Below are 21,993 nucleotides of genomic sequence, written 5' to 3'. Positions count from 1 at the left end.
TTTCATCACATCTTCAAACGCGTGCTCCGCCTAGCGGAGCGCAAGTCCGTGCACACGGCGGGTCTGGAAGGCAGCCCCAATCGGAACCTCCTGCGCAGCGGCGCAGGCCACCCCTCATCCGCTTTCCTGGGACAGATTCTCCGGACGGCCCTTGCAGAAAACAACACTCGAAACCTTGGAGACCGTGCTGTGCATCATTTCTCGGAGGAACCGTCGCCGAAGCCGGTTCCGATTCCCCAGGATTCGGAGCCGCCGGGCGGAAACGTGATCCGCCTTGTCCCGCGACCGCGTCCAGCGCCGGAAAAGACGCGCGAACCGATCCAGCCCGATGACGACAACGATCCCGGGCCGAGTGCGGCATGAACCGCACCGGCCCACAACAGAACCAGGAGAAAGACAGTGACCAAGAAAACCACAGGCAGCTCGAAGCCTCGGATCACACTCACCGCAACCGATCATGAAAAACTGTCGACGCTTGCGGATGCCGCCTCGCACACCATGCCGGAAGTTGCCGCCGAACTCGCCGACGAGCTCGATCGCGCGCATGTCCTTCCCAAGGGGCGCAGTGCAACCGATATCGTCTGCATGGGCTGCGAAGTCGAATTCCGTGACGACGTGAGCGGCAGAGTTCAGACGGTCACGCTCGTTTACCCGAACGAGGCGGATATCGCGCGCGGACGGATCTCCATCCTGACCCCCATCGGAACAGCCCTGATCGGGCTCCCCGTCGGCAAGTCGATCGATTGGATTACGCGCAACGGAGACAAGAAGCGGCTGACGGTGCTGCAGGTGCGCGAACCGGCCGTCGTGGAGCAGCAATCCGCCTGAGCGGGCCGAACCGACAGTGCATCGATCCCAAAGTGAAAATCCGCTTCTGGGATTGATGCTCTCATCCAAGAAGGGAGCATCGGATCGATCCCAAAAGTGCAAATCCACTTTTGGGTCCGATGCTCTAGCTGTGTGAGCGCAGCGCTTTATGCGGACGACCCGGGCCACTTTCGGCCCACGTGCGTCGTCGCTCGCTGGCCGGCCCGCCGGGTACTCACGACGGGTCAAAGCGGAGCGCCGCTCGTCTCGTGTGGGATCTCCAGCTTCCTGATCCATGACCGGTGCTGGGCGGAGGTTCCGCCCGGCACGAGAGCCTCGGACGCCTCGCGCCCCATCATCACGTCGAGCGACTCTGGCAAGGTACCGCCGGGCGTATCCAGTTTTCGCATCCAGCTCCGATGCTGAGCGCGTGTGTTGTCGGCGCTGAAGGCGAAGCTTGTGCAAGCGATGCTGAAGCAAGCAAAGACGATACCAGCGATGATGCGGTGCATCGGCGCCCCCTGTTCGAAACCGTGATTGATTCGGATGTAGGCCTGCAAACTAGGGCGGTATGCGTCCGCGGTCAAAGCCGCGAAGGTTGATTTGGCCCCGCGTTTTGCCGCGGGGCGAGACCGGCGGAGCTCCGTTCAGCGGGTTCTGATGGCCTTCGCGACCTGCTGCAGCATCTCGAAAGCTTTGAACCTCTTTTCGTGCCATGCAACCGATGCGGTGCTGGGCTGATAGGTCTCACCGAGGGCGGACATGGAGGCCATGGCCTCGTCGATGTCGGTGTAGCGGCCAGCCGCGACGGCTCCGAGAATGGCCGAGCCGAGGAGAACGGGCTCCTGCGAGACAGGCGCGGCGACGATCTTTCCCGTGGTGTCGGCAAGGAGCTGCCGCACGAGCGGGCTCTGGCCCGCGCCGCCGCTGACGACAATGGTATCGATCGCCACGTTCTTCTCGGCCAGAACCTGGACGATCTGCCGGGCGCCGTAGCCCAGGCCGCAGATTCCCGCGAGGTAGAGCGCAACGAGACTGTCGAGATCGCTCTCGATGCCGATCCCGGCGATCACGCCCCGTGCTGCGGGATCCGCGAACGGAGCACGGTTGCCGAGGAATTCGGGAACCACATGCACCTCGCCGACGAGACCGGGCAGGGCCGATGCGCCGCCGCGACGCTCGGCTTCGAGCGACAGCCACTGGCTGAGGCTGGTGCCGTTTTCGCGAGCGCTCCTCGCCGCCTGCTCGGAGGCGGGATGCATCCGCACGAGATGATCGATGGCCGCGCCCGCTGCCGATTGACCGCCTTCGTTGAGCCATAGCCCCGGGATCATCGCGGAGTAGTACGGGCCCCACACGCCCTGCACGAAGGCGGGTTCTCGTGTCGAGGACATGGTGCAGGCGGACGTGCCGAACACGTAGGCCATGCGGGTGAGGACGCTCCCCACGTTGCCGCGCGCGCCGACCGTTCCCACGCCACCGGCATGGGCATCGATCAGACCCGCGCCGACAGGCGTTCCAGGGTTCAGGCCGAGGTCGGCAGCGGCCTCCGCAGTCAGGCCGTTACCGAGCGCGGTGCCTCCCGGCACGACCTCGGTGCCGATGCGGCTGAAGCCTTCCTCGGCGAGAGCGCCGAGCCCCACCTTTCTGAAATAGCCCTCGTCCCAGCGGTTCTCATGCGCGAGATAGGTCCATTTGCAGGTTACGGTGCAGGTCGAGCGAGCGAGGCTCGCCGTGGCTTTCCAGGTGAGGAAATCGGCAAGGTCCATGAACTGCCATGCACCCGTGAATGTTTGGGGCATGTTCTCGGAAAGCCACACCAGTTTCGGCGTTTCCATCTCCGGCGAAATGGACCCGCCCACATAGTTCAGCACGGCCTCGCTCGTGCCGTTGATCCTGCGCGCCTGCTCGGTCGCGCGGTGATCCATCCAGACGATGATGTTGCGCTCGGGCTCGCCGGACGGGCCGACCGGCAGCGGCTCGCCGCCCGGCCCCAGGACGACGAGAGAGCAGGTCGCATCGAAGCCGATGCCCGCGACGCTCTCCGGCGACACCGCCGCCTTGCGCACGGCTTCGCGCACGCAGGCGCAAACGGCGCGCCAGATATCGTTGCTCGACTGCTCCACGATCCCGCCGGGTTCGTGCCAGGTTGCGATATCGGCCTTGGCGGCGGCGAGGAGGGCGCCCTGGTCGTCGAAGAGGCCGGCGCGGGCGCTGCCGGTGCCGACATCGATGCCGAGAAAATGCTGGGCCATGGCTGTTCAACCATCCAAAGAGGAAGCAAGGGCGGGACCGGCTTGTGCCGGCGAGCAGAGGCTAGAGATCGTTGCTCTGCGGCAGGATGACGAGGTCGCGAATGGTGACGGTCCTGGGTCGCGTGAGCATGAACAGGACGGCCTCGGCGACCTCGACTGGTTGCATCAGACCGCCTGCCGCGAGCTCCGCATCCAGCTTGTCCTTCGGCCAGTCCTTGATGAGAGCCGTCACCACGGGGCCCGGAGCGACGGCGCCGACGCGCAGGCCGTGCGGCGCGACCTGTCGCCGGACCGTATGCACGAAGGCCTGCACGGCATGTTTGGACGCGGTATAGATCGGTTCCCACACGACGGGAACGAGACCGGCGATCGAACTCGTCACGATGATGTCGCCGGTCTTGCGCTCAACCATGTGGGGCAGAACGGCATGGACCGAACGGAACACGGCGTTGATGTTGAGATTGAGCATGCGATCCCAGGCATCAGGATCGCCCTTCAGGATCTCGCCCCCGATATACGACCCCGCATTGGCGTGAAAGATGTCGAGCTGGCCCGTCCGGTCGAGGATCTGGGGCATCATCTGTGCGACGCTTGCCGGATCGGTCACGTCGATCCGCAGCGGAATGGCTTGCGACCCCAGATCCGCGCAGACGTTCTTCAACGCCTCTTCGTCGCGGTCGATAAGAACCACGCGAGCACCCTCGGACAACAGAATTCTGGAGCATTCGAGGCCGATGCCGGAAGCCGCCCCGGTAATGGCCGCGACTTTCCCGTTTAACTTCTCGCCCATGGCTTTCTTCCTTTTCGTTCGGTTGCTCAGGCCCGGCCATGGGAAACGCGCGAGCGTCGTGCCAGCGAGTCGACGATGACGGCGATGGCAAGAACGGCGCCGGTGATCATGTACCGAAGCGACGAGGAGAGATCGAGCAGCGTCAGGCCGCTGGCGATCGACTGGATGACGATGATCCCGAGGAGGGCCGAGTAGGCGCTTCCGCGTCCGCCGAACAGGCTGGTTCCGCCGATCACGGCGGCAGCGATCGCGTTCAGGTTGACGTCGCCGGTGCCCGCCTGCTGGCTCGCCGAGGCCAGGCGCGACGCAGCGAGGAGGCCGCCGGCGGCGGCAAGCCCGGAGCAGAGCATGAAGGCCGTCGTGTAGATGAACTTGACGTTGATGCCCGCCCTGCGCGCGGCCTCGCGGTTGCCGCCCACCGCCAGCATCTGGCGGCCCCACTGGGTGCGGGTCAGCGCATAGTTCATCGCCACCACGAGTCCCACGAACAGGCCGAACATCCACGGGATGCCGCGATCGAGATTGAGATAATAGGCGACGAATTCCAGAACGATGGTAATGGCGGCGGAACGCAGCAGAAGACTGGTCATGGGCTGTGCCGACAGCCCGGCCTTGCGGCGGCGGGCGGCGGTGCGGTAGCCGAGAACGAGCATCACGATGCCGGGAAGAGCCGCGAGCACATAGGAGACCTCGTCGGGCATGACGAGCAGCTGGCCGAAATCGACGAGCGGCGAGCCGTAGGGGAGGTTGATCGAGCCGGTCGAGCCGAGAAGATAGAGCTGAAGCCCCAGAATCGACAGAAGCCCCGCCAGAGTGGCGACGAAGCTCGGCATGCCGAAGCGATTGAACAGGAAGGCGTAGATGGCCCCGATCAAGGCGCCGAGGACGAGCGCTGCGATGATGGCGGCTGCGACGGGCCAGCCCTGGTTGACCCACATGACGCCCAGAAGCGCCGAGGCGAATCCGCTGACCGATCCGACCGAAAGGTCGATCTCACCGACGATGAGGATGCACACGATGCCGAGTGCGATCACGCCGACGGTCGAACAGTCGAACAGGAGATTGACGAGGTTGTTGGGGGCCAGGAAGACCGGATTGAGACTCTGGAAAACCGTCCAGATGATCGCCAAGCCGACGACGACGGGAAGCGAGCCGAGGTCGCCGGACCGTACCCTGTCCCAGAAGGCTCGGATCGAACCCCCGATCCCTTCCGCATGCTTCACGCGCTCGTCTCTGCGGTCGAGCATCGGAGCCGTCTGAGCGTTCTGTTCCGCGCTCTTTGTCATGGGCGTCCCTCCGGTGCCTGTGAAGTTCCACTCTGCGCCTGGCGCCGGCTGGCGCGACGCGAAACTGCGTTGTTGGCCGCGCCCGTAATGGCGCTGACGAGTTCCTGATTGGAGGCGTCGGGCTCGAAGACCCCGTTGTTCTTGCCGAGCCGGAGCACGACGATGCGGTCCGCGACCGCGCGCACGTCCTCCATGTTGTGGCTGATCATAATAACGCCGAGGCCGCGGTCGCGGACGCGCTCGATCAGGTCGAGAACCTCGGCGGTCTGGGCGACACCGAGGGCGGCCGTGGGCTCGTCCAGCAGGATGAGCTTGGGTTCGAGCAGGAGCGAGCGCGCGATGGCCACGGTCTGCCGCTGCCCTCCGGAGAGGGAGGCGACGGGCTCACGGACGCTGGGAATGCGCGCGGACAATTCGTTGAGCAGGGTCCAGGCCTTCAGCTCCATCGACACTTCGTCCAGCCGATACGGACTGAGTTCCCGCCCGAGAAAGATGTTGGCGACGACGTCGAGATTTTCACAGAGCGCCAGGTCCTGGAACACCGTGGCGATGCCGAGGCCGAGTGCGGCGCTCGGATCCGCGAGCGTCACCGGCTTTCCACGGAACATGATCGAGCCCGAGCTGGGCTGGTGCACCCCGGCCAGGACCTTGACGAGGGTCGACTTTCCGGCGCCGTTGTCGCCCACGAGCGCCACGACCTCGCCCGCATGCACGTCCAGATCGATATCGGTCAAGGCGGATACGGCGCCGAAGTGCTTCGAGATTCCGCGCAGGCTGAGCACGAGTTCGCGCTTGTCGGGTTGCTCTTGGATTGTGTCCATTGCTTCTCAAACCCTGGCGGAGCCTTCCGCCGTCTCAGTGAAGGCCGGCCGCCGGAGCGGCCGGACGGCGTTCGCAGATTACTGGGTGATGCCCAGCTTCTTGCAGCCTTCGGCATAGCGGCCCGTGCAGAGCTGCTCGGCCGTGTTGATCTTCTTGTCGATGATCTCGGCCTTCAGGTTCTCCGCCGTGATCACGGCCGGAACGAACAGCTTGGAGGGCGTTTCGTAGAGGGTCGTATCCGCCTTCGGCGTCTCTCCCCCAAGGAACTGGACCGCTACATTGGCGGCTGCCGCGGCCACGATCTCGCTCGGCTTGGAGATCGTGTTGTACTGGTCGCCCGCGATGATGAGCTGAAGCGCTGCGATCGTCGCATCGTTGCCGGTGACCGGCGGGACCGGATTGACGCCGGCTGCCTTGAACGCTGCGATGGCGCCTCCGGCGGTGCCATCATTGGCGGCCACGACGCCGAGGATGTTCTTGTTGAAGCGGGTGATCTGGCCGCTCGCCCATTGCTGCGCCTTCGGCGGAGCCCATTCCGGCGTGTCGTACTCGGCCAGGATCGGATAGCCGCTGTTGTCGAGACCCTCGTGGATGCCCTTCTTGATGAGGCCGGCGGCCGCATCGGTGGGCGATCCGTTGATTTGCAGAACGCCGGTGCCGTTGCTCGCTGTCACGTTGTTCTTCTTCAGGTGCTGCACGAGCGAGTCCGCGATGGACTTGCCGATGGCTTGGTTGTCGAAGGAAACGTAGAAGTCGGCCTTGGCGTCGGGGATCGGCCGGTCATAGGCGATCACTTTAATGCCCTGGCTCTGCGCCTGCTTGACCAGCGATGCGGCAGCCGCGGAGTCGACTGGATCGAGCACGATCACCTTCGCGCCCTGGGAGATCACGGAATTGAACTGCTGCTGCTGGCGCGAGACGTTCGCGTCCGCGTTCTGGTAGAGGACTTTGCAGGTCGGGCAGAGCTTCTCCATCTCGGCCTTGAAGCCGGGGAAGTCGTGCTCCTCGTAGCGGGTGGAAGCCTGGTCGGGCATGAGGAAGGCGACCGTGGCATTGGACACCTTCGCGTTCTGGGCCAGCGCTGCGCCGGTTCCGGCGAGCAGGGTGAGGGTCAGCGCCGCAAGGCCGCCGAGCTTCCATGAGGACGTAATCATTCGTTTCTCTCCCATTGATGACGATTATAGTGCAGTCGAATTGCGCCGGCTCGTGGGCGACGGTTTGCTGCAGCTTCTGTCTTTCGCTGCCTCCCCGGATCTCAGAGCAGGGCGCCTCGTTTCTCGGGCGGCTCTCCTGGGCTGCCCGATCTTACCCTTGATGGCTGAGATGCTGCTTCCTGGCTCCTCCGTTGCGCGGCCTTGGCCGTGTTGATGTTGTCGAGCAGCAGGCGCCGGAACCGGGAAGGGGTCATGCCCTTCTCGGCCAGGAACTGCCTGTTGAAATTGGAGAGGTTGTTGTAGCCGACCTCGTAGCAGATGCTGGTGATCGAGGCCTGCTCGTCGCTCATGAGGATCTGGCAGGCGAGATTGATGCGCAGCCGCTTCACGTATTGAACCAGGGACATCCCGGTGTGCTGCCGGAACGCGCGTGAGAACGCGCTCGTCGATTGGCCGGCGATCCCGGCCAAGTCAGCTTCGTTGAAGGGTTGCGTCAGGTTTTCACGGATATAGGCGAGCGCCTTGTTGATGCCCGCCGACATGTAGCCTGAAGGATCCGGAAGGTAGCTGGGGCTGGCAAGCATCCGTGAGCCCTTGGCGCGGCTCAGGAGCCCGGCGATCATCATGAACAGCTCGATGCGGCGCACGCTCTTGGCATGCATGACCTCTTCCATGAGGGGCGCAATCTCGCGGCTGGTTTCCCTGCTGAAGAGCACGCCCCGTCGCGACGCTTCCAGCACGGGCGTGAGGGCGGACAGTTCGGGGAGAGTCTTCATCGCCCCGCTGGCGAAATCCTCGCTGAACTGTATGATGTGGCATCTCAGCGGAACGATGGCATCCTTCGGAACGTCGCTGACCCAGTTGTGCGGGAGGTTCGGTCCGGTCAGCACCAGGTTGCCGGGCTCGAACTCGCCGATGAAGTCGCCGACGAAATAGCGCCCGTTCGTGGCTACGACCTGATGCAGTTCGTATTCCGGGTGAAAGTGCCAGCGCACCGTGCGGTAGGGATAGCCGTGCGACCAAGCGGCGAATGACTCGCCCGGCCTAATCTGAACGACTTCGAGATCCGGCTCCATGTCCGTTTCCTCCAGGCCGGTGCGGGTGCTCGCGACGACCCTCGCTCCCAGCCGGCCGATCTCAGTTTCGGCTCTCACTGACGATGACGGTAACCTTCGCCGCAAGCGCGTGCCAGCACGTTTTGCCGCAGAGAATGATACTTTTTTGACGAGGTGGTGCCGCGATCCGCCATAATATGTATGTCGCAGATCTTCGACGGGAAGGCGGGCAGGAAAGTCTCTGCTGATCCGCTTGTCGAATGATGTAACGATTCTCGCGGGTCCCGCGAATGTCGGCTTTGAACAGAGGCATCTCATCTGAAATGCCGGATCTGCCGTTCCCGTTTGGGAGCGGCAGCGAGAGCCTCACGCCATCAGGGGAAGCATGCGGCCCGGACGGGCTCCCGTCTGTGCGCCGTCCCGCACGATGGTTTCACCGTTCACCCAGACATGGGTGATGCCGGAGGGCAGCAGGGTGGATTCGTCGAAGGTGGCCCTGTCAGTGACGCCTTCCTCGAATAGCACCAGATCGGCCACCATGCCGGGCCGTACCAGCCCGCGATCCTGCAGGGAGAAGCGTTGGGCCGCAATCGATGTCATGCGGCGCACCGCGTCCTCGATGGAGAACCATCCTTCATCGCGGCGCAAGGGACCGATGATGCGGGGGAAGGTGCCGAAGGCGCGGGGATGGGGTTTCGTGCCGGGCCGGGGCAGTCCGTCCGATCCGACCATGTGCAGCCGGTGGCAGCAGGCTGCATGCAGGTCGTTCTCATCGAGCTGAAACAGAATGACACCGGTCTGCCCTTCGTCCTCCTCCACGAGGCGGATGAGAAGATCATAGGGCTCGATGGACTCGCGCCCGGCAGCCTGACGCATGTTCAGGCCTTCCAGATGCTTCAGGACCGGGTTGTTGACGCCCGAAACGCGCACGTTCTCCCAGCCGATGAGCGACAACTTGCTCTGGCCGTGAAAGGCTGGGCCGCCGTTCTCCACCCAGCGGCGCAGCACGGGGCCGATCTCGGGATCGCGCAGCCGCTGCTTGAGCTTCTCCAAGCCCCCCTCGAGGACCGCGGGCGGTAGGAGCTGCAGGAGATAGGTGCTGCCGGCCGGATAGGGATACATGTCGAAGCTGATGTCGATGCCTTCCTGCCGCGCCGCTTCAAGAGTCTCCAGGGCGCGAGGGATCTGGCCCCAATTCGGGCGTCCCGCCGATTGAAGGTGAGACAGCAGACCAGCCGCGCCGGATTGGCGGAGAATGCCGACGAATTCGTCGATGGATTGAACGAGCTGATCCTCGTAGCTGCGCACATGCGCGGTCATCAGCCGTCCATGCGATTTCACGACCTTGGCCAGGGCCACCATTTCTGTGAGATCGGCGAAGGCGCTCGGAGGATAGACCAGGCCCAGGGACAGGCCGATCGCGCCCTGTTCGAGCTGGCGATCGAGCAGTGCTTCCATCGCGGCGATTTCCTCGGCGGTCGCCGGACGCCGGTCGTATCCCATGACCGCAAGGCGCAGGGCCGCATGGCCGACGAGGGAAACGACGTTGATGGCGACGCCCTGGTGAAGCCGCTCGCGGTAATCGGCGAAGTCGTCGAAGATCTCCTCGGGCGCGGTCTGCCCGAGCAGGCCCGAAAAATGCTTGCGCAGGTCCTCGCGGGATTCTCCCCGTGCCGGATAGAGGGAAAAGCTGCAATTGCCGACGACGACGGTGGTCACACCCTGCAGGGCCTTTTCGGGCCGGTCCGGCTCCCGCAGGCAGATCAGGTCGTCGTGGCAATGGGCGTCGATGAAGCCGGGCGAAAGATAGCGGTCCTGCGCATCGACGATGGCCGCACCGGGCTCCGCCTTCAGGTTGGCGCCGACATCGGCGATGCGCCCATCGACCACATGCACATCGCCGCGAAACCACGGGGCTCCGGTTCCATCGATAATCCGGGCATTTCGGATCAGCCAGTGTCTCGTCATCGTCTTCTCAGCCACCAGTAAGGGAGCGCCGGTTCCGGTTCAGCTGCGTGCTTTGCCCATCGGGTAGGGCATGTAGCCGACGAAGCCGGTGATCTTCCAGCGTCCGTCGAGCCGGGCGCAGAAATACAGCGTCTGCCAGCTCAGCACCTCCACGCCACCGCCCTTGAGCGCGATCGTGCCGTCGAACTTCTTGTGGCAGACGGCGGTGTCGCCCCTCAAGTCGATGTCGCGCATGTTCGTGGCGCGGAACAGCGCGTCCCGGACGGGTTCGGCATACTCGACGGACTGCGCGGCTTTGGCCTGCCGCAGCCACTCGTCGCGGTAGGTTTCCAGGTCGGGAAAGTCGAGACGCCAGCTGTCGGGCAGCTCGGACTTGTGCGCGTGCAGGCCCAGGAATCCCTCACGCCGGAAGTCCGCGTCGACCATGGACCAGTCGGCCGCGAGAAATGCGTCGATGTCGCGCTCGACCAGCATGGTCCAGATCTCGCGGCGATCCGCGTCGGTTTCGGCGAAGGGGTTTTGCATATAGGGCATCATGGCGGGACCTCAGGGAAATCGCAGGCGAGGGAAACGGGCTCAGGCCACCTTGCCGCGCGCGGCAACCGGAACCGTCTCGATCACGTCGTCTCCGCGCACGAAGGTCACCTCGTCGAAGAGGTTCGTGACGGGGCAGACGTGGTTCGGGATGATGCGGACCAGATCTCCGACCTTTGGCTTGGCGGAGGAATGGGTGAGGTCCACGACGCCGTGTTCCTCGCTCAACGAAACGATCGATGCATCCGGATACTCGACGATCCGGCCGAAGCCCTGAAGCCCCAGGGTATCGCTGGTCAGCGACTTCGAGCCGGTATCGAGGATCGCGCGGGTGTCCGTCGGGCGCGAGACGACGGTTGCGAGGATGGTAAGGGCGCAATCGTCGAAGCTGCCGACGCCCTCCTGAACCTGGAACCGGTCGAGATAGATATAGGTGCCCGGGCGATATTCTGTGGCCGCCCGGTTCTCCTTGCTGTGCCAGAGATCCGGCGTTCCCCCGGTCGAGACGATCTCGGGCGGGAGGCCCGCCTCGGTGAGCAGGGTCTTGGCGCGTTCGAGCCATGCATTGGCTTGAGCGACCATGCCCTTTGCGGGATAGGTCATGAGGCCAGCGAAGCGCAGGCCCTCCGAGGCGGCGATGTGCCGGGCCAGAGCGAGGGCCGCCTCGGGCGTCTGAACGCCCACGCGCCCCCCGCCCGTGTCGCATTCCACCAGAACGGGAAGGGTCAGGCCCGAGCCGGCAAAGGTCCTGGAATAGCCGTCGATCGTGGTCGTGCTGTCGACCGTGACCTTGATCGCCGCGCGCCGCGCGAGGGCGAGAAGCCGCTTCAGCTTCGGCTCGCCGAGAATGTTGTAGGGCAGGAGAATGTCGGTCATCCCGGCCTCGACCATCACCTCGGCCTCGCCGATCTTCTGGCAAGTGATGCCGATGGCGCCGAGCTCCATCTGCCGCTTGGCGAATTGAGGAAGCTTGTGGGTCTTGATGTGGGGGCGCAGCTTCACGCCATGGGCGTCGGCATAATCCTGGGCGCGCTTGAGATTGGCCTCGACGCGGTCGAGGTCGATCAGCACGACGGGGGTATCCAGTTCATGAATCTTGGTCATGGGAGCCTGATGTCTCTTAATCGCCGAGGGGCAGTCTCGGATCGTTGACGTTAACAGCCGCCAAGCTGTGCTTGATGCGGCGGAGTCCCTCGAGTACGGAGGGCCCGATGGCTTCCGCCGTGGTCATCGCGATCAGATCGACGATGGCCATCATGGCATAGCGCGCGGCATTCGGTTTGTAGAGGTTGCCGTCCTCCGGAACCGAAAAAGGCAGGATGATCTCCGCCTCGCGCGCCAGGGCGGAGCCCGGCGCGGTCACGGCTACCGTCCTAGCCCCGTAATGGCGCGAAATTCGGACGGAGTCGACAACCGAGGGGGAATACCCGGAGATCGAGAAGGCGATCACGACCGTTCCGGGCGTCGCCACCGACGCGGTCATTCTCTGCATCTGGCCGTCGCTGTGGGCGATAACGGACAAGCCGAGGCGGAACAGCCGGTTGTGGAGCTCCATCGACATGATCGACGAATTGCCTCCGGAGCCGTAGGCCAGCACCGAGCGGGCGGTCGCGATCTGATCCGCGATCAGCCCGACGGCATTCATGTCGATGGTCGCCCGCATGTTCTCGATCGCCGCGATGGCGTTGCCGCAGACGGCGGCGAGGATCCGTTCCTCACGTTCCTCGCGCTGGATCGGCGAAGGGTTGAGATAGTTGCCGCCAACGGCCAGGGCCTGAGCGAGATGATACTTGAAATCGCGCATCCCTTCGCAGCCGAGCGCCCTCGCGAACCGTGTCACCGTGGGCTCACTCACCCCGGCGCGGCCTGCGATCTCCGCGATCGTCGCTTTGGACACGTAAGCAAGGTCGTCGAGGACCAGAGATGCGAGCCTGCGCTCCGCCTTGGAGCCGTCCTCCGCCCATTTGCGGACCCTCGTGATGATGTCCTGCGGACCCCTCACGTCCTGGCCTCCGAGAGGCGCAGGCCGGTCGAGGCGTCGAAGAGATGGACCTTCCCCGGATCGACGGACAGCCGAAGCGTCTCGCCTGGAGCGACGGCGATCCTCTCCCGGAACACGGCACGCACTTCAGCCTCGCCGACATGCCCGTAGATATGGCTTTCCGATCCGGTGGGCTCGATCACGTCGACCACGAGCCGGATCGGTCCCGAAGGGTCGAGCCGGTAATGTTCCGGGCGGATGCCGAGGCTCACATGGGCGCCGTCGGGCGCTGGCGAGCCTGCGACCGGCACCATCGTTCCGTCCGGGAGGCGGACGGACAATCCTTCGCGGGACCGCACCACCGTCCCGTCGATGAAGCTCATGGCCGGTGAGCCGAGGAAGCCCGCGACGAAGATATTGGCCGGGCGATCATAAAGCTCCAGGGGAGTTCCGACCTGTTCGATGCGGCCGCCGTTCATGACGACGATGCGGTCGGCCATGGTCATGGCCTCGATCTGGTCGTGCGTCACATAGACGATGGTACTCTGGAATTTATGGTGCAGCGCCTTGATTTCCGTCCGCATCTGCACCCGGAGCTTCGCATCGAGGTTGGAGAGCGGCTCGTCGAACAGGAAAAGATCGGGATTGCGGACGATGGAGCGTCCCATGGCGACCCGCTGGCGCTGCCCGCCGGAGAGCTGGCCGGGCCTGCGGTCGAGATAGGGGCCGAGATTCAGGGTCGCCGCCGCGCGCTCCAGCTTTCCCGCCGTTTCCTCGGCATTCTCCCGCCGGATGCGGGGGCCGAAGGTGATGTTGTCCTTCACCGTCATGTGCGGAAAGAGGGCGTAGGACTGGAACACCATCGAGATGTTGCGCTTCTGCGGCGGCACCTCGTTGGCGCGGCGGCCCCCGATGCGGATCTCTCCCTCGGAGACCGTTTCGAGACCGGCGATCATGCGCAGAAGGGTCGACTTGCCGCAGCCCGATGGGCCGACGAGCACGACGAACTCGCCATCCTTCACGGAGAGATCGATCCCGTGAAGGATTTCGAGGGCGCCGTAGCGCTTCTTCACATGGTCGAGGTGGAGATCAGCCATCGGGCGCTCCGCTCACCGGATCGCATCGATAAAGGGCAGGTTGCCGGCCATCAGGCCGCCGTCGACGGGCAGGGCGACGCCCGTGATCCCGGCGGAGAACGGCGATGCGAGGAAGACGGCCGCATTCGCCACATCCGCGGGGCTGACCATGTGCCCGATGGGATAGAGCCGCGAGACCTCGTCGAGGATCCCGGGATCCTTCTCGATCCGATGATCCCATGCATGCGTGCGAACGGAGCCGGGACAGATCGCGTTCGAACGGATGCCGTGGCGCCCGCATTCGGTGGCGATGGCCCTGGCATAAGCCAGCAAACCCGCCTTGGCGGCCGCATAGGCCGGATTGCCGAAATGGGCGAGGGCGTTCACGGACGAGATGAAGACGAACACGCCCGACCCTCTCGCCTTCATCGGCTCGAGAAACGGCGTGGTGAAATGGCGGGCGCCGTTGAGGTTGACGTCGAGCTCGAAGGTCCAGGCCCGGTCGTCGACCTGTTCGAGCGTCTCCGCGCGGGTATAGCCTGCGTTGCTGACGACGATGTCGGGGAGGCCGACCTGCTCCTGAATGCGCGCGCAGGCCCTTTTGCAGGCTTCGGGATTGCCGAGGTCGAAGACCTCCCTGTGCGCAACGTCCAAGGACTCGATCGCATCGGCCGCCACGTCACAGGCGACGACGCGCGCACCGGCGTCCCGAAACCGCTCGACCATGGTGACGCCAATCCCACCACCCGCGCCCGTAATGACGGCTAACCGGCCTTCCAAGCTGTTCTTCAACGGCTTGCTCCGAACTGCTCTCTGTTGCTGTAAGTGACAAGGCTGAAGCGATTTATGAAAATTAGCAACATCAAAGGCAGGAATATACGTAAGTATAGCCTTGCCTAAGTAATTTTCTTTCACAACAATGCATGCTGCCGGGCTGCTTTTCTAAGGTGTGCGGCCCTAGCAGAGGGAACATGCACGTGAAAACATTCCACAAGAACACCTTCTCCAATCTCAAAGGACTGATGCTCGCGGGGCTTGGAGCCGTCGCCCTCTCCGCGACGGCGAATGCCGGCACGGTCCGAGTAACGGTCGCGGAATATTCGGCGAAGACCGGTCCTTACTTCGAGCAGGTGGCCAAGGACTTCGAAGCGGCCAACCCCGGCATCAAGATCCAGTTCGAGGTGGTGCCGTGGGACAACCTGCTTCAGAAGCTGACCACCGACATTTCGGCGAACGCCAATGCGGATCTGTCGATCATCGGCACCCGCTGGCTCGTGGACTTCGTCGAGCAGGGCATCGCGGAGCCGCTCGACAGCTACATGACTCCGGAGATCAAGGGCCGCTTCATCGAGACGTTCCTGACCCCTTCGGTAATGAACGGCAAGACCTATGGGCTTCCGATCGCGGCGTCCGCGCGCGCGATGTATTACAACAAGGATCTGTTCGCGAAAGCCGGTCTCTCCGAGCCGCCGAAAACCTGGGCGGAGCTGGAGCAGGCTGCGAAGAAGATCACGGCCCTCGGCAACGGTGTCTATGGCTTCGGTCTCCAGGGTAAGGAGGTCGAGACCGACGTCTATTTCTATTATGCCATGTGGTCCTATGGCGGCGACATCGTAAAGGACGGCAAGTCGGGACTCGACTCGAAGGCCGCGATCGACGCCGCCTCGCTCTACAAGCGTCTCATCGACGAGGGGGCGACGCAGCCAGGCGTGACCTCCTATGCCCGCGAGGACGTGCAGAACCTGTTCAAGCAGGGCAAGATCGGCATGATGATGACCGCGCCGTTCCTGGCGAACCAGATCCGCGACGAGGCGCCGAATCTCAAATACGGGGTCGCCCCGATTCCGAAGGGACCGGGTGGTGATCAGGGCACCTACGGCGTCACGGATTCCGTGATCATGTTCCAGAACTCCAAGAACAAGGCCGAGGCTTTCAAGTTCCTGGACTTCCTCTTCCAGCCGAAGCAGCGCATCAAGTTCACGGTCAATGAAGGTTTCCTGCCGGTGACGAAGGCCGAGGCGGAGGACAAGTACTTCGTCGAGAACGCCGACCTGAAAGTGTTCACGAGCCTCCTGCCGATCGCACGCTTTGCGCCGGTGATCGCAGGCTGGGAGGAGATCGCCGACACGACGACCTCGGCGCTGCAGCGGATCTATCTCGGCCAGGGACAGATCGAGCCGACCCTGAAGGAGGCTGCAGCCAAAGCGAACGCCGTCCTGAAGAAATAGTCTCGAAAGGGGCCGGCCATGGGCCCGGCCCCTTATCCGTTTGTTCAGCCAGCGGAACGTCAATGACCTCGAAACGGGTGGTCGCACCCTATGTTCTCATCCTTCCCAGTTTCGTCCTGGCGGCCCTGATCGTCATCTGGCCCGTCAACGAGTTGGCGCAGATTGCGAGCCACAGCGTGAACCGCTTCGGCCAGCTGCGCGATTTCGTGGGCATGGCCAATTTCAGGGCGCTGCTCGACGATCCGAACTTCATCGACTCGCTGTGGCGAACGGGGATCTGGACGATCGGCGTGGTCGGAGGCGCCATCGTCTGTTCCGTTCCTGTCGCGCTGGTGCTGAACGAGGATTTCTACGGACGCGATCTCGCCCGCGTCATCGTCATGCTGCCCTGGGCTGTCTCGCTCACCATGACCGCTATCGTGTGGCGCTGGGCCCTGTCGGGCGAAAGCGGCATGCTCAACTCCGCGCTCCTCGATCTGGGCGTCATCGACGAGAACATCCAATGGCTTGCGGAGGCGAGGACGGCCTTCCCGATGCAGATCCTCATCGGCATCCTCGTCACCATCCCCTTCACCGTCACGATCATCCTGGGCGGCCTTTCCTCCATTCCCGACGATCTTTACGAGGCGGCGGCCCTGGAAGGGGCAGGGCGCTGGGATCAGTTTCGCCACATCACGCTGCCGCTCATCGCACCTTTCCTGAATATCGCGCTCGTGCTGAACACGATCTATGTGTTCAACTCGTTCCCGATCATCTGGGCGATGACGCAGGGCGGTCCGGCGAACTCCACCGACATTCTCGTGACCTATCTCTACAAGGTCGGGTTCAGGCTGGGAAAACTGGGCGAGGCGTCCGCCGTGTCCCTGGTGATGTTCGGCATCCTGCTGGTCTTCACCGTGATCTATGTGCGGCTCACCACGTCCCGGGGAGTGAAGGCATGAACGCCGCCAAGCTCCGCCGGTCGCTGATCTGCTGGCTCATTCTCTCGCCGATCGTCGCGGCGGCGATCTTTCCCTTTGCCGTGATGCTGATCACGGCTCTCAAACCGAGCACGGAAGTGTTGACGCCGACCTGGTGGCCGTCCCGGATCGCCTGGGAAAACTTCAAGACCATGTGGGTTGCAACGAATTTCGGGAATGCTCTGAAGAACTCGCTCTACGTCTCCGTGCTGGCGACACTGGGATCGCTGATCGTCTCCATTCCGGCCGCCTACGCGCTGACCCGCTTCGACTTCAAGGGACGGGAGTTCTACCGTCAGTTTCTGCTGGTCACGCAGATGCTGTCGCCCATCGTTCTTGTGGTGGGCCTGTTCCGCCTGATGGTGGCGCTGGGGCTGATCGACAATATCAACGCCGTGACCGTCGTCTATGCAGCCTTCAACATCGCCTTCTCCGTGTGGATGCTGCAGAGCTATTTCGCCACCATTCCCGTCGACCTGGAGGAGGCGGCCTGGATGGAAGGGGCAGGGCGGGCCCAGACCCTCGTGAAGGTGTTCCTTCCCCTCGCCGTGCCGGCCATGGTGGTGACGGCGATCTTCACCTTCATCAATGCGTGGAACGAGTTCGTCATCGCCCTGACGCTCCTGCGCTCGCAGGACAGTTACACCCTTCCCATCCAGATCTTCTCGCTGGTATCGGGCCGCTACACCGTGGAGTGGCATCATGTGATGGCTGCCACGTTCGCGGCGACGATCCCGGTCGCCGTCGCCTTCGCGTGGCTTCAGCGCTATCTCGTGCGCGGTCTCGCGCTGGGCGCGGTCAAGTAGAGCGCACGACCACGAAAGGAAAATTCATGACGAAACAAACTTTCGGCTCCTCCCATGTCCCCCTGTCGCCAGCGGTGAGAGCCGGGGACTTCATCTTCATTTCGGGCCAGACTCCGGTCGGCCCGAATGGGGAGAATATCGGCGGCACCATCGAGGTGCAGACCCGTCAGGTTCTTGAAAACGTCAAGGCGGCTCTCGCGCTCGCCGGGGCGGAGATGTCGGATGTGGTCAAGACGACCGTCTGGCTCGAGGATGCGCGCGACTTCGGCGGCTTCAACAAGGTCTATGCGAGCTATTTCCCCACCAATCCTCCGGCCCGCACCACCGCCGAGGGGCGGCTGATGGTCGATATCAAGGTCGAGATCGAGGCCGTCGCTTACAAACCGTTGAACACGCCTTCTTGATCCTGTGGCGATGGCACCCCGGTTCATGGCCGTTTACCTTGTGTCTTAAGGCTTTGGCGACGCTGATCCCCTATCGGGAAGGCGGGTCGAAGAATTCCCAGCAAGGAACAGGACAATGGCTCTGACGGGGCGTTTCAACCTCCGGAAATCGTTTTCCGGACGGATCATTTTACAGGTCGAGGAGGAGGTGAAGAGCGTGTGGAGCCTCTTCTCGCGACAGCCGAAATTCCGCAGGCGCTGGCGCGACGCGAAGGCCATGGATCTTCCGGCAGCCGAGTTGCGTGCGCTCATGGATCTGCGCAATCGTCCCCGGTTCGTCACGCAGGCGTTCAAGCCGACGCAGATCGTGCGCTCTACGCCACGCTCGGAAGGGGCGGCAATGCCTGCCCCGACGATGCCCGAGGACGTGCGTTCCGTAGCCACGCATTGATTAAGGACCGAGGCTGCTCCTAAGGAGCAGCCTCGTTCGCCTTCAGGCCTCCCGGCTGTCCTCAACAGGCGGATCGATCAGTTCCCAGTTCGCGAACAGGTCGATGGTGGCATGACCCGGCATGTTCGTGTCGAGATACAGCAGGATCTCGACCCAGGGACGGCCATAGGCGCGAGGCGTGACCTTCGTGACCTGGCCGAAGAAGCCGGTGAGGGGGCAGCGGACGAACTCTCCGATCTCGGGCCAGCGGCTCTGCTCATGGGCGAGCTGCTCCTCGGCATCCTGTAACTCGGCCCGAAGGCGCTCCACCCTCGCCCGCAACTCGGCGGCGCGCTTCGTGGCGTGGGTTTCCTGAAGCTCGTGCAGTCTCGAACCCAGCGCCAGTCCCTCGCCATACTCGGCAGGCGGAAGAGAAATCAGGCTCATCATACGTCCTTTCCCGGCGACGAAAGGGCTCGCCGCAAGACGAAGATCTTTCGAGGGTCGAGAAAAATGTGGTGCGAGGCTGAGTTGACGGCAAGAGATCCAAAGGGATGAAGGAACGCAAGCTTGCCGGCATCGGTTGATAAGCATGGCAAAGCTTGCTGACACTGCTCCAAAACCGACAGGCCGCTACGTTCAACGGTTTGCGCCAGGGCTTATACGTGCTTTGGTTTTCATGGCTGCGCTTGGCCTGCCGGACGGCGGTTTCTCTCAGGAGGCCGCGCCGTCCGTTCCGCCGCCTCTGCCGCCGCCGCGCCCGCAGGGGCTGACCCCTCCCGCCGGCGAGGGGAATGGAGTGTCGAAACCGGAAACCGGGGAAGGGCCAGCCTCTTCCCCGAGCGAGGCGGACACGGCCTGCATTGGGCAGCTCGAGGCGATGGGGCTCAAGTTCGAGAAACGCCCTCCGGTGGAGGAGAACGGATGCCGGATCGGTAATCCGGTTTCGGTCTCCGCACTCGCAAACGGCGTCGACGTTGCCCCGGACTCGATCATGGAATGCCGCTATGCGGAGAATCTGGCGCGCTGGGTCGACGAGATCGTCAGACCCCGGTCGAGCGAGCAATTCCAGAGCGCTCCAACCAAGCTCCTCATCGGCACGTCCTATCAGTGCCGTGATCAGCGCTCGGGCGGCAAGCGGAGCGAGCACGCGTTCGGGAATGGGGTGGACGTGATGGGTTTCGAGTTCGACAAGCGGCCTCCGCTCGCGATCAAGTTCCAGCCTGAAGGTTCATCGGAAGCTGCTTTCCAGTCCGCCATTCAGAAGGAGGCCTGCCAGATCTTCACGACCGTGCTGGGGCCCGGCGCCGATTCCGATCATGGGGACCATCTGCACCTCGATTTGCGGGCGCGAAAAGGCGATTACCGAATTTGTCAGTGAAGGCGAGGAACGCTCATCGGGTGTTCGTCTTTGACATGATGTGGGCCTCAACCCGAGATGGCAAAGGCGGAGAGAAGAATGAGAGTTCTGGTATGCGTAGCGTTTGGTCTCATGTGCATGACGGGAAGCGTTGCCGCTTCCTTGAAAGACCTGACCATGGAGGCGGTGAACGGCGCCTCCGATCCGTCCGACCGGTCCGGAGACGATGTCAGCCCGATCATGATCAAGGCGCAGGTCCTGCTCGATCGTGCCCATTTTTCTCCCGGCGTCGTCGATGGGCGTGACGGCGAGAACCTGCAGAACGCCATCAAGGCTTTCGAACAGACGCACGATCTTCAGGTCGACGGAAAGCTCGACGAAGAGCTTCTGGCCAAACTCAACGAGATGTCGTCCGACCCCGTGCTCGTCCCCTACACGATCGCCGAAGCGGACGTGAAAGGACCCTTCGCGTCAATTCCCGAGCGGATGGAGGATCAGGCCAAGCTCGAGCGGCTGTCCTATTCGAGCCCTGCGGAGCTGCTGGCAGAGAAATTCCACATGGACATCGACCTCCTCAAGGAGCTGAACCCCGGGAAACGCTTCGACAAGGCCGGCGAAAGCATCGTCGTGGCGAATGTCTCTCCGGCGAACGGCAGGCAGGAGCTTCCCGAGGCCGTCAAGATCGAAATTCTCAAGAGCGAACACGCTCTCCGCGTGCTGGGAAAGGACGGTGCCGTTCTTGCCGTCTATCCCGCCTCCATCGGCAGCGAGGAGAAACCCGCGCCGACAGGCAGCTTCACCGTGAAAGCGGTCGTTCGCAATCCCACCTATACCTACAATCCGGAATATGGATTCAAAGGCGTGAAGGCGAAGGAGAAATTCGAGATCAAGCCTGGTCCGAACAACCCAGTCGGAACGATCTGGATCGATCTTTCGATCGAGTCTTACGGCATTCACGGCACACCGGAGCCGGAGAAGGTCGGCAAGGCGTATTCCCACGGCTGCGTGCGGCTGACGAACTGGGACGCCGAGGAACTCGCCGGAATAGTCAAGAAAGGGACGCCGGTCGTTTTCCTCGACTGACGCCCGGGGACCTGTTTCAGTCGTCGTTGGCGGAGTTCAGCTGGTCGGGCTTCATGCCTTCGTCCACTTCGGTGTCATGCATCCGGACAAGCCACTCCAGCTGCTCCTGCACGAAGTTGGGGTCGCTGTGAAAGCGCATGGCGCAGGCCACGAGGAAGATCGCGATCTCCGGCAGGTCTTCGTCGCCCATGTCCGGCAGGACAAGTTCCAGCTCCGTCATGTTGCTGGCCGTCACGATGGCTGCCTCGTTGGGCGGAATGACGGTGCCGCTGCTGTCGGGGGAATGAGCCATGAACATTTCCTTGGGTTGGTTTTCGTGGTTCCGACCAGTTCTAAGGCGTCGGACCCGAACGTAAAGCCTCGCCTCTCTCGGGCGCGGGGCCGTCCATAAGAAAACCCACCGCACAGGGCGGTGGGTCCATATCGTGTGGCGATGCGATTAGGGGTACGTGCAGACGTAACGCAGGCCGTTGGTCGCCAGGAACGTGCCCGTCACCGGATCGTAGGAGCGGTACTTGCGGGCGCAGTAGGCGGCGACCTGAGGATCGACCGTGCCGGGAGGCGGGGGCGGTGCGGCCTGGGCCTGGCTGCCGGCGATCGCGGTGCCGATCAACGCGCCTGCGGCCAAGCCCACGGCGCCTGCGGCCAGCGCGGAGGAGCCGCCGTCGTGCCGGCGATGATAGTGGCGGTGATGATAATAGGGCGGCGGGGGACGATATCCCCGATAGGGACGGTACTGAGTGTATCCTTCATTCGGATACGCCATGTCGATTTGGGGAAGGGCGGGCTTGCGGAGCGGCTCCGCCTGAACGGGCAGAATGGAGCCGAGAACGACTCCAAGAATGCCAGCGCTTCCAAGAATGGCGGCGAATTTGCGCATTGGGGACTCCTGATCTTGCAATTTTGCAGCATCAAAGGGCTGTGCCGCGTGGACGTTACACCGGTCGTGGCCAAGCTTGCAATCGATGCCGGTCTCCCCTCGATGACGGCTCACGATCGAGCGAATTTCCTGTAAT

23 protein-coding genes and 1 pseudogene are annotated in these 21,993 nt (G+C 63.4%); 8 read left to right on the top strand and 16 right to left on the bottom strand.

All coding sequences use genetic code 11. The features are described from left to right. The first annotated feature begins 399 nt into the window (after positions 1 to 399). Positions 400 to 828 (top strand): nucleoside diphosphate kinase regulator, encoded by a 429-nt coding sequence (rnk, locus tag ACS5Q0_RS08005; RefSeq protein ID WP_473126085.1) that lies wholly within the window; start codon positions 400 to 402, stop codon positions 826 to 828. 224 nt (positions 829 to 1,052) lie between these two features. Here rnk and ACS5Q0_RS08000 read toward each other — a convergent pair whose 3' ends face one another. From ACS5Q0_RS08000 to ACS5Q0_RS07940, 13 genes and pseudogenes are all read right to left on the bottom strand, one after another. After that, complete coding sequence (locus ACS5Q0_RS08000) at positions 1,053 to 1,319, bottom strand: hypothetical protein (protein ID WP_473126084.1); 267 nt, start codon at positions 1,317 to 1,319, stop codon at positions 1,053 to 1,055. Positions 1,320 to 1,454: 135 nt separating this feature from the next. Beyond that, a complete protein-coding gene (locus ACS5Q0_RS07995; protein ID WP_473126083.1) occupies positions 1,455 to 3,062 on the bottom strand; it encodes an FGGY-family carbohydrate kinase in 1,608 nt (535 codons plus the stop codon). A gap of 61 nt (positions 3,063 to 3,123) precedes the next feature. Continuing rightward, entirely contained in the window at positions 3,124 to 3,852 is a 729-nt protein-coding gene (locus tag ACS5Q0_RS07990) for an SDR family oxidoreductase (protein WP_473126082.1), read from the bottom strand. Positions 3,853 to 3,878: 26 nt separating this feature from the next. Further along, positions 3,879 to 5,138 (bottom strand): sugar ABC transporter permease, encoded by a 1,260-nt coding sequence (locus ACS5Q0_RS07985; protein ID WP_473126081.1) that lies wholly within the window; start codon positions 5,136 to 5,138, stop codon positions 3,879 to 3,881. Next, positions 5,135 to 5,959 carry an ATP-binding cassette domain-containing protein gene (locus tag ACS5Q0_RS07980; RefSeq protein WP_473126080.1) on the bottom strand — a complete coding sequence of 275 codons (825 nt, stop codon included), beginning with the start codon at positions 5,957 to 5,959 and terminating at the stop codon, positions 5,135 to 5,137. The genes ACS5Q0_RS07985 and ACS5Q0_RS07980 overlap by 4 nt, the downstream gene beginning before the upstream one ends. Positions 5,960 to 6,037: 78 nt before the next feature. Beyond that, positions 6,038 to 7,114 (bottom strand): ABC transporter substrate-binding protein, encoded by a 1,077-nt coding sequence (locus ACS5Q0_RS07975; RefSeq protein WP_473126079.1) that lies wholly within the window; start codon positions 7,112 to 7,114, stop codon positions 6,038 to 6,040. Between the two features lie 194 nt (positions 7,115 to 7,308). After that, positions 7,309 to 8,190: pseudogene (locus ACS5Q0_RS07970) on the bottom strand (AraC family transcriptional regulator); the annotation flags it as partial. A gap of 345 nt (positions 8,191 to 8,535) precedes the next feature. Further along, positions 8,536 to 10,137 (bottom strand): N-acyl-D-amino-acid deacylase family protein, encoded by a 1,602-nt coding sequence (locus ACS5Q0_RS07965; protein ID WP_473126078.1) that lies wholly within the window; start codon positions 10,135 to 10,137, stop codon positions 8,536 to 8,538. 39 nt (positions 10,138 to 10,176) lie between these two features. After that, entirely contained in the window at positions 10,177 to 10,671 is a 495-nt protein-coding gene (locus ACS5Q0_RS07960) for a hypothetical protein (protein ID WP_473126154.1), read from the bottom strand. 42 nt (positions 10,672 to 10,713) lie between these two features. Next, entirely contained in the window at positions 10,714 to 11,775 is a 1,062-nt protein-coding gene (locus tag ACS5Q0_RS07955; protein WP_473126077.1) for a D-TA family PLP-dependent enzyme, read from the bottom strand. 16 nt (positions 11,776 to 11,791) lie between these two features. Then, positions 11,792 to 12,673, bottom strand: coding sequence for a MurR/RpiR family transcriptional regulator (locus tag ACS5Q0_RS07950; protein WP_473126076.1), 882 nt, complete (start codon positions 12,671 to 12,673; stop codon positions 11,792 to 11,794). Then, on the bottom strand, positions 12,670 to 13,749 hold the full coding sequence (locus ACS5Q0_RS07945; RefSeq protein ID WP_473126075.1) for an ABC transporter ATP-binding protein: 1,080 nt from the start codon (positions 13,747 to 13,749) through the stop codon (positions 12,670 to 12,672). Before ACS5Q0_RS07945 ends, ACS5Q0_RS07950 begins: the two co-directional genes overlap by 4 nt. A 12-nt stretch (positions 13,750 to 13,761) precedes the next feature. Next, complete coding sequence (locus tag ACS5Q0_RS07940; protein WP_473126074.1) at positions 13,762 to 14,520, bottom strand: SDR family oxidoreductase; 759 nt, start codon at positions 14,518 to 14,520, stop codon at positions 13,762 to 13,764. 179 nt (positions 14,521 to 14,699) lie between these two features. Between ACS5Q0_RS07940 and ACS5Q0_RS07935 the strand changes: the two genes are divergently transcribed. The 5 genes from ACS5Q0_RS07935 to ACS5Q0_RS07915 all read left to right on the top strand — a co-directional run bounded on the left by ACS5Q0_RS07935 (position 14,700) and on the right by ACS5Q0_RS07915 (position 18,555). Beyond that, complete coding sequence (locus ACS5Q0_RS07935) at positions 14,700 to 15,956, top strand: ABC transporter substrate-binding protein (protein WP_473126073.1); 1,257 nt, start codon at positions 14,700 to 14,702, stop codon at positions 15,954 to 15,956. Positions 15,957 to 16,018: 62 nt separating this feature from the next. Further along, positions 16,019 to 16,897: a carbohydrate ABC transporter permease gene (locus tag ACS5Q0_RS07930; protein WP_473126072.1), complete on the top strand. Its 879-nt coding sequence runs from the start codon at positions 16,019 to 16,021 to the stop codon at positions 16,895 to 16,897. Beyond that, positions 16,894 to 17,721, top strand: coding sequence for a carbohydrate ABC transporter permease (locus tag ACS5Q0_RS07925; protein WP_473126071.1), 828 nt, complete (start codon positions 16,894 to 16,896; stop codon positions 17,719 to 17,721). Before ACS5Q0_RS07930 ends, ACS5Q0_RS07925 begins: the two co-directional genes overlap by 4 nt. A gap of 26 nt (positions 17,722 to 17,747) precedes the next feature. Beyond that, positions 17,748 to 18,125, top strand: coding sequence for a RidA family protein (locus tag ACS5Q0_RS07920; protein WP_473126070.1), 378 nt, complete (start codon positions 17,748 to 17,750; stop codon positions 18,123 to 18,125). 115 nt (positions 18,126 to 18,240) lie between these two features. After that, positions 18,241 to 18,555, top strand: a complete 315-nt coding sequence (locus tag ACS5Q0_RS07915) for a hypothetical protein (protein WP_473126069.1) — start codon at positions 18,241 to 18,243, stop codon at positions 18,553 to 18,555. Positions 18,556 to 18,597: 42 nt separating this feature from the next. Here the strand turns inward: ACS5Q0_RS07915 and ACS5Q0_RS07910 are convergent, their stop codons facing one another. Beyond that, entirely contained in the window at positions 18,598 to 18,984 is a 387-nt protein-coding gene (locus tag ACS5Q0_RS07910; protein ID WP_473126068.1) for a hypothetical protein, read from the bottom strand. A gap of 229 nt (positions 18,985 to 19,213) precedes the next feature. Here ACS5Q0_RS07910 and ACS5Q0_RS07905 point away from each other — a divergent pair, with 229 nt between their 5' ends. After that, positions 19,214 to 19,915, top strand: a complete 702-nt coding sequence (locus tag ACS5Q0_RS07905) for an extensin-like domain-containing protein (protein WP_473126067.1) — start codon at positions 19,214 to 19,216, stop codon at positions 19,913 to 19,915. 78 nt (positions 19,916 to 19,993) lie between these two features. Further along, complete coding sequence (locus ACS5Q0_RS07900; protein ID WP_473126066.1) at positions 19,994 to 20,977, top strand: L,D-transpeptidase family protein; 984 nt, start codon at positions 19,994 to 19,996, stop codon at positions 20,975 to 20,977. 16 nt (positions 20,978 to 20,993) lie between these two features. Here ACS5Q0_RS07900 and ACS5Q0_RS07895 read toward each other — a convergent pair whose 3' ends face one another. Then, positions 20,994 to 21,269: a hypothetical protein gene (locus tag ACS5Q0_RS07895; RefSeq protein WP_473126065.1), complete on the bottom strand. Its 276-nt coding sequence runs from the start codon at positions 21,267 to 21,269 to the stop codon at positions 20,994 to 20,996. A gap of 147 nt (positions 21,270 to 21,416) precedes the next feature. After that, positions 21,417 to 21,857 (bottom strand): BA14K family protein, encoded by a 441-nt coding sequence (locus tag ACS5Q0_RS07890; protein ID WP_473126064.1) that lies wholly within the window; start codon positions 21,855 to 21,857, stop codon positions 21,417 to 21,419. Positions 21,858 to 21,993 lie beyond the last annotated feature (136 nt).

The sequence above is a fragment of the Microvirga sp. HS2 genome (genome assembly GCF_055792805.1).
The sequence above is the reverse complement of the archived record's forward strand: the minus strand, read 5'-3'. Positions and strand labels throughout refer to the sequence as shown.

Coding starts and splice junctions, on each gene's coding strand:
- ACS5Q0_RS07920 (WP_473126070.1), top strand. CDS start 17,748: ATGACGAAACAAACTTTCGGCTCCTCCCATGTCCCCCTGTCGCCAGCG.
- ACS5Q0_RS07910 (WP_473126068.1), bottom strand. CDS start 18,984: ATGATGAGCCTGATTTCTCTTCCGCCTGCCGAGTATGGCGAGGGACTG.
- ACS5Q0_RS07905 (WP_473126067.1), top strand. CDS start 19,214: ATGGCTGCGCTTGGCCTGCCGGACGGCGGTTTCTCTCAGGAGGCCGCG.
- ACS5Q0_RS07965 (WP_473126078.1), bottom strand. CDS start 10,137: ATGACGAGACACTGGCTGATCCGAAATGCCCGGATTATCGATGGAACC.
- ACS5Q0_RS07925 (WP_473126071.1), top strand. CDS start 16,894: ATGAACGCCGCCAAGCTCCGCCGGTCGCTGATCTGCTGGCTCATTCTC.
- ACS5Q0_RS07895 (WP_473126065.1), bottom strand. CDS start 21,269: ATGGCTCATTCCCCCGACAGCAGCGGCACCGTCATTCCGCCCAACGAG.
- ACS5Q0_RS07900 (WP_473126066.1), top strand. CDS start 19,994: ATGAGAGTTCTGGTATGCGTAGCGTTTGGTCTCATGTGCATGACGGGA.
- ACS5Q0_RS07980 (WP_473126080.1), bottom strand. CDS start 5,959: ATGGACACAATCCAAGAGCAACCCGACAAGCGCGAACTCGTGCTCAGC.
- ACS5Q0_RS07945 (WP_473126075.1), bottom strand. CDS start 13,749: ATGGCTGATCTCCACCTCGACCATGTGAAGAAGCGCTACGGCGCCCTC.
- ACS5Q0_RS07985 (WP_473126081.1), bottom strand. CDS start 5,138: ATGACAAAGAGCGCGGAACAGAACGCTCAGACGGCTCCGATGCTCGAC.
- ACS5Q0_RS07960 (WP_473126154.1), bottom strand. CDS start 10,671: ATGCCCTATATGCAAAACCCCTTCGCCGAAACCGACGCGGATCGCCGC.
- ACS5Q0_RS07955 (WP_473126077.1), bottom strand. CDS start 11,775: ATGACCAAGATTCATGAACTGGATACCCCCGTCGTGCTGATCGACCTC.
- ACS5Q0_RS07975 (WP_473126079.1), bottom strand. CDS start 7,114: ATGATTACGTCCTCATGGAAGCTCGGCGGCCTTGCGGCGCTGACCCTC.
- ACS5Q0_RS07995 (WP_473126083.1), bottom strand. CDS start 3,062: ATGGCCCAGCATTTTCTCGGCATCGATGTCGGCACCGGCAGCGCCCGC.
- ACS5Q0_RS07930 (WP_473126072.1), top strand. CDS start 16,019: ATGACCTCGAAACGGGTGGTCGCACCCTATGTTCTCATCCTTCCCAGT.
- ACS5Q0_RS07915 (WP_473126069.1), top strand. CDS start 18,241: ATGGCTCTGACGGGGCGTTTCAACCTCCGGAAATCGTTTTCCGGACGG.
- ACS5Q0_RS07935 (WP_473126073.1), top strand. CDS start 14,700: ATGCACGTGAAAACATTCCACAAGAACACCTTCTCCAATCTCAAAGGA.
- ACS5Q0_RS07990 (WP_473126082.1), bottom strand. CDS start 3,852: ATGGGCGAGAAGTTAAACGGGAAAGTCGCGGCCATTACCGGGGCGGCT.
- ACS5Q0_RS07890 (WP_473126064.1), bottom strand. CDS start 21,857: ATGCGCAAATTCGCCGCCATTCTTGGAAGCGCTGGCATTCTTGGAGTC.
- ACS5Q0_RS08000 (WP_473126084.1), bottom strand. CDS start 1,319: ATGCACCGCATCATCGCTGGTATCGTCTTTGCTTGCTTCAGCATCGCT.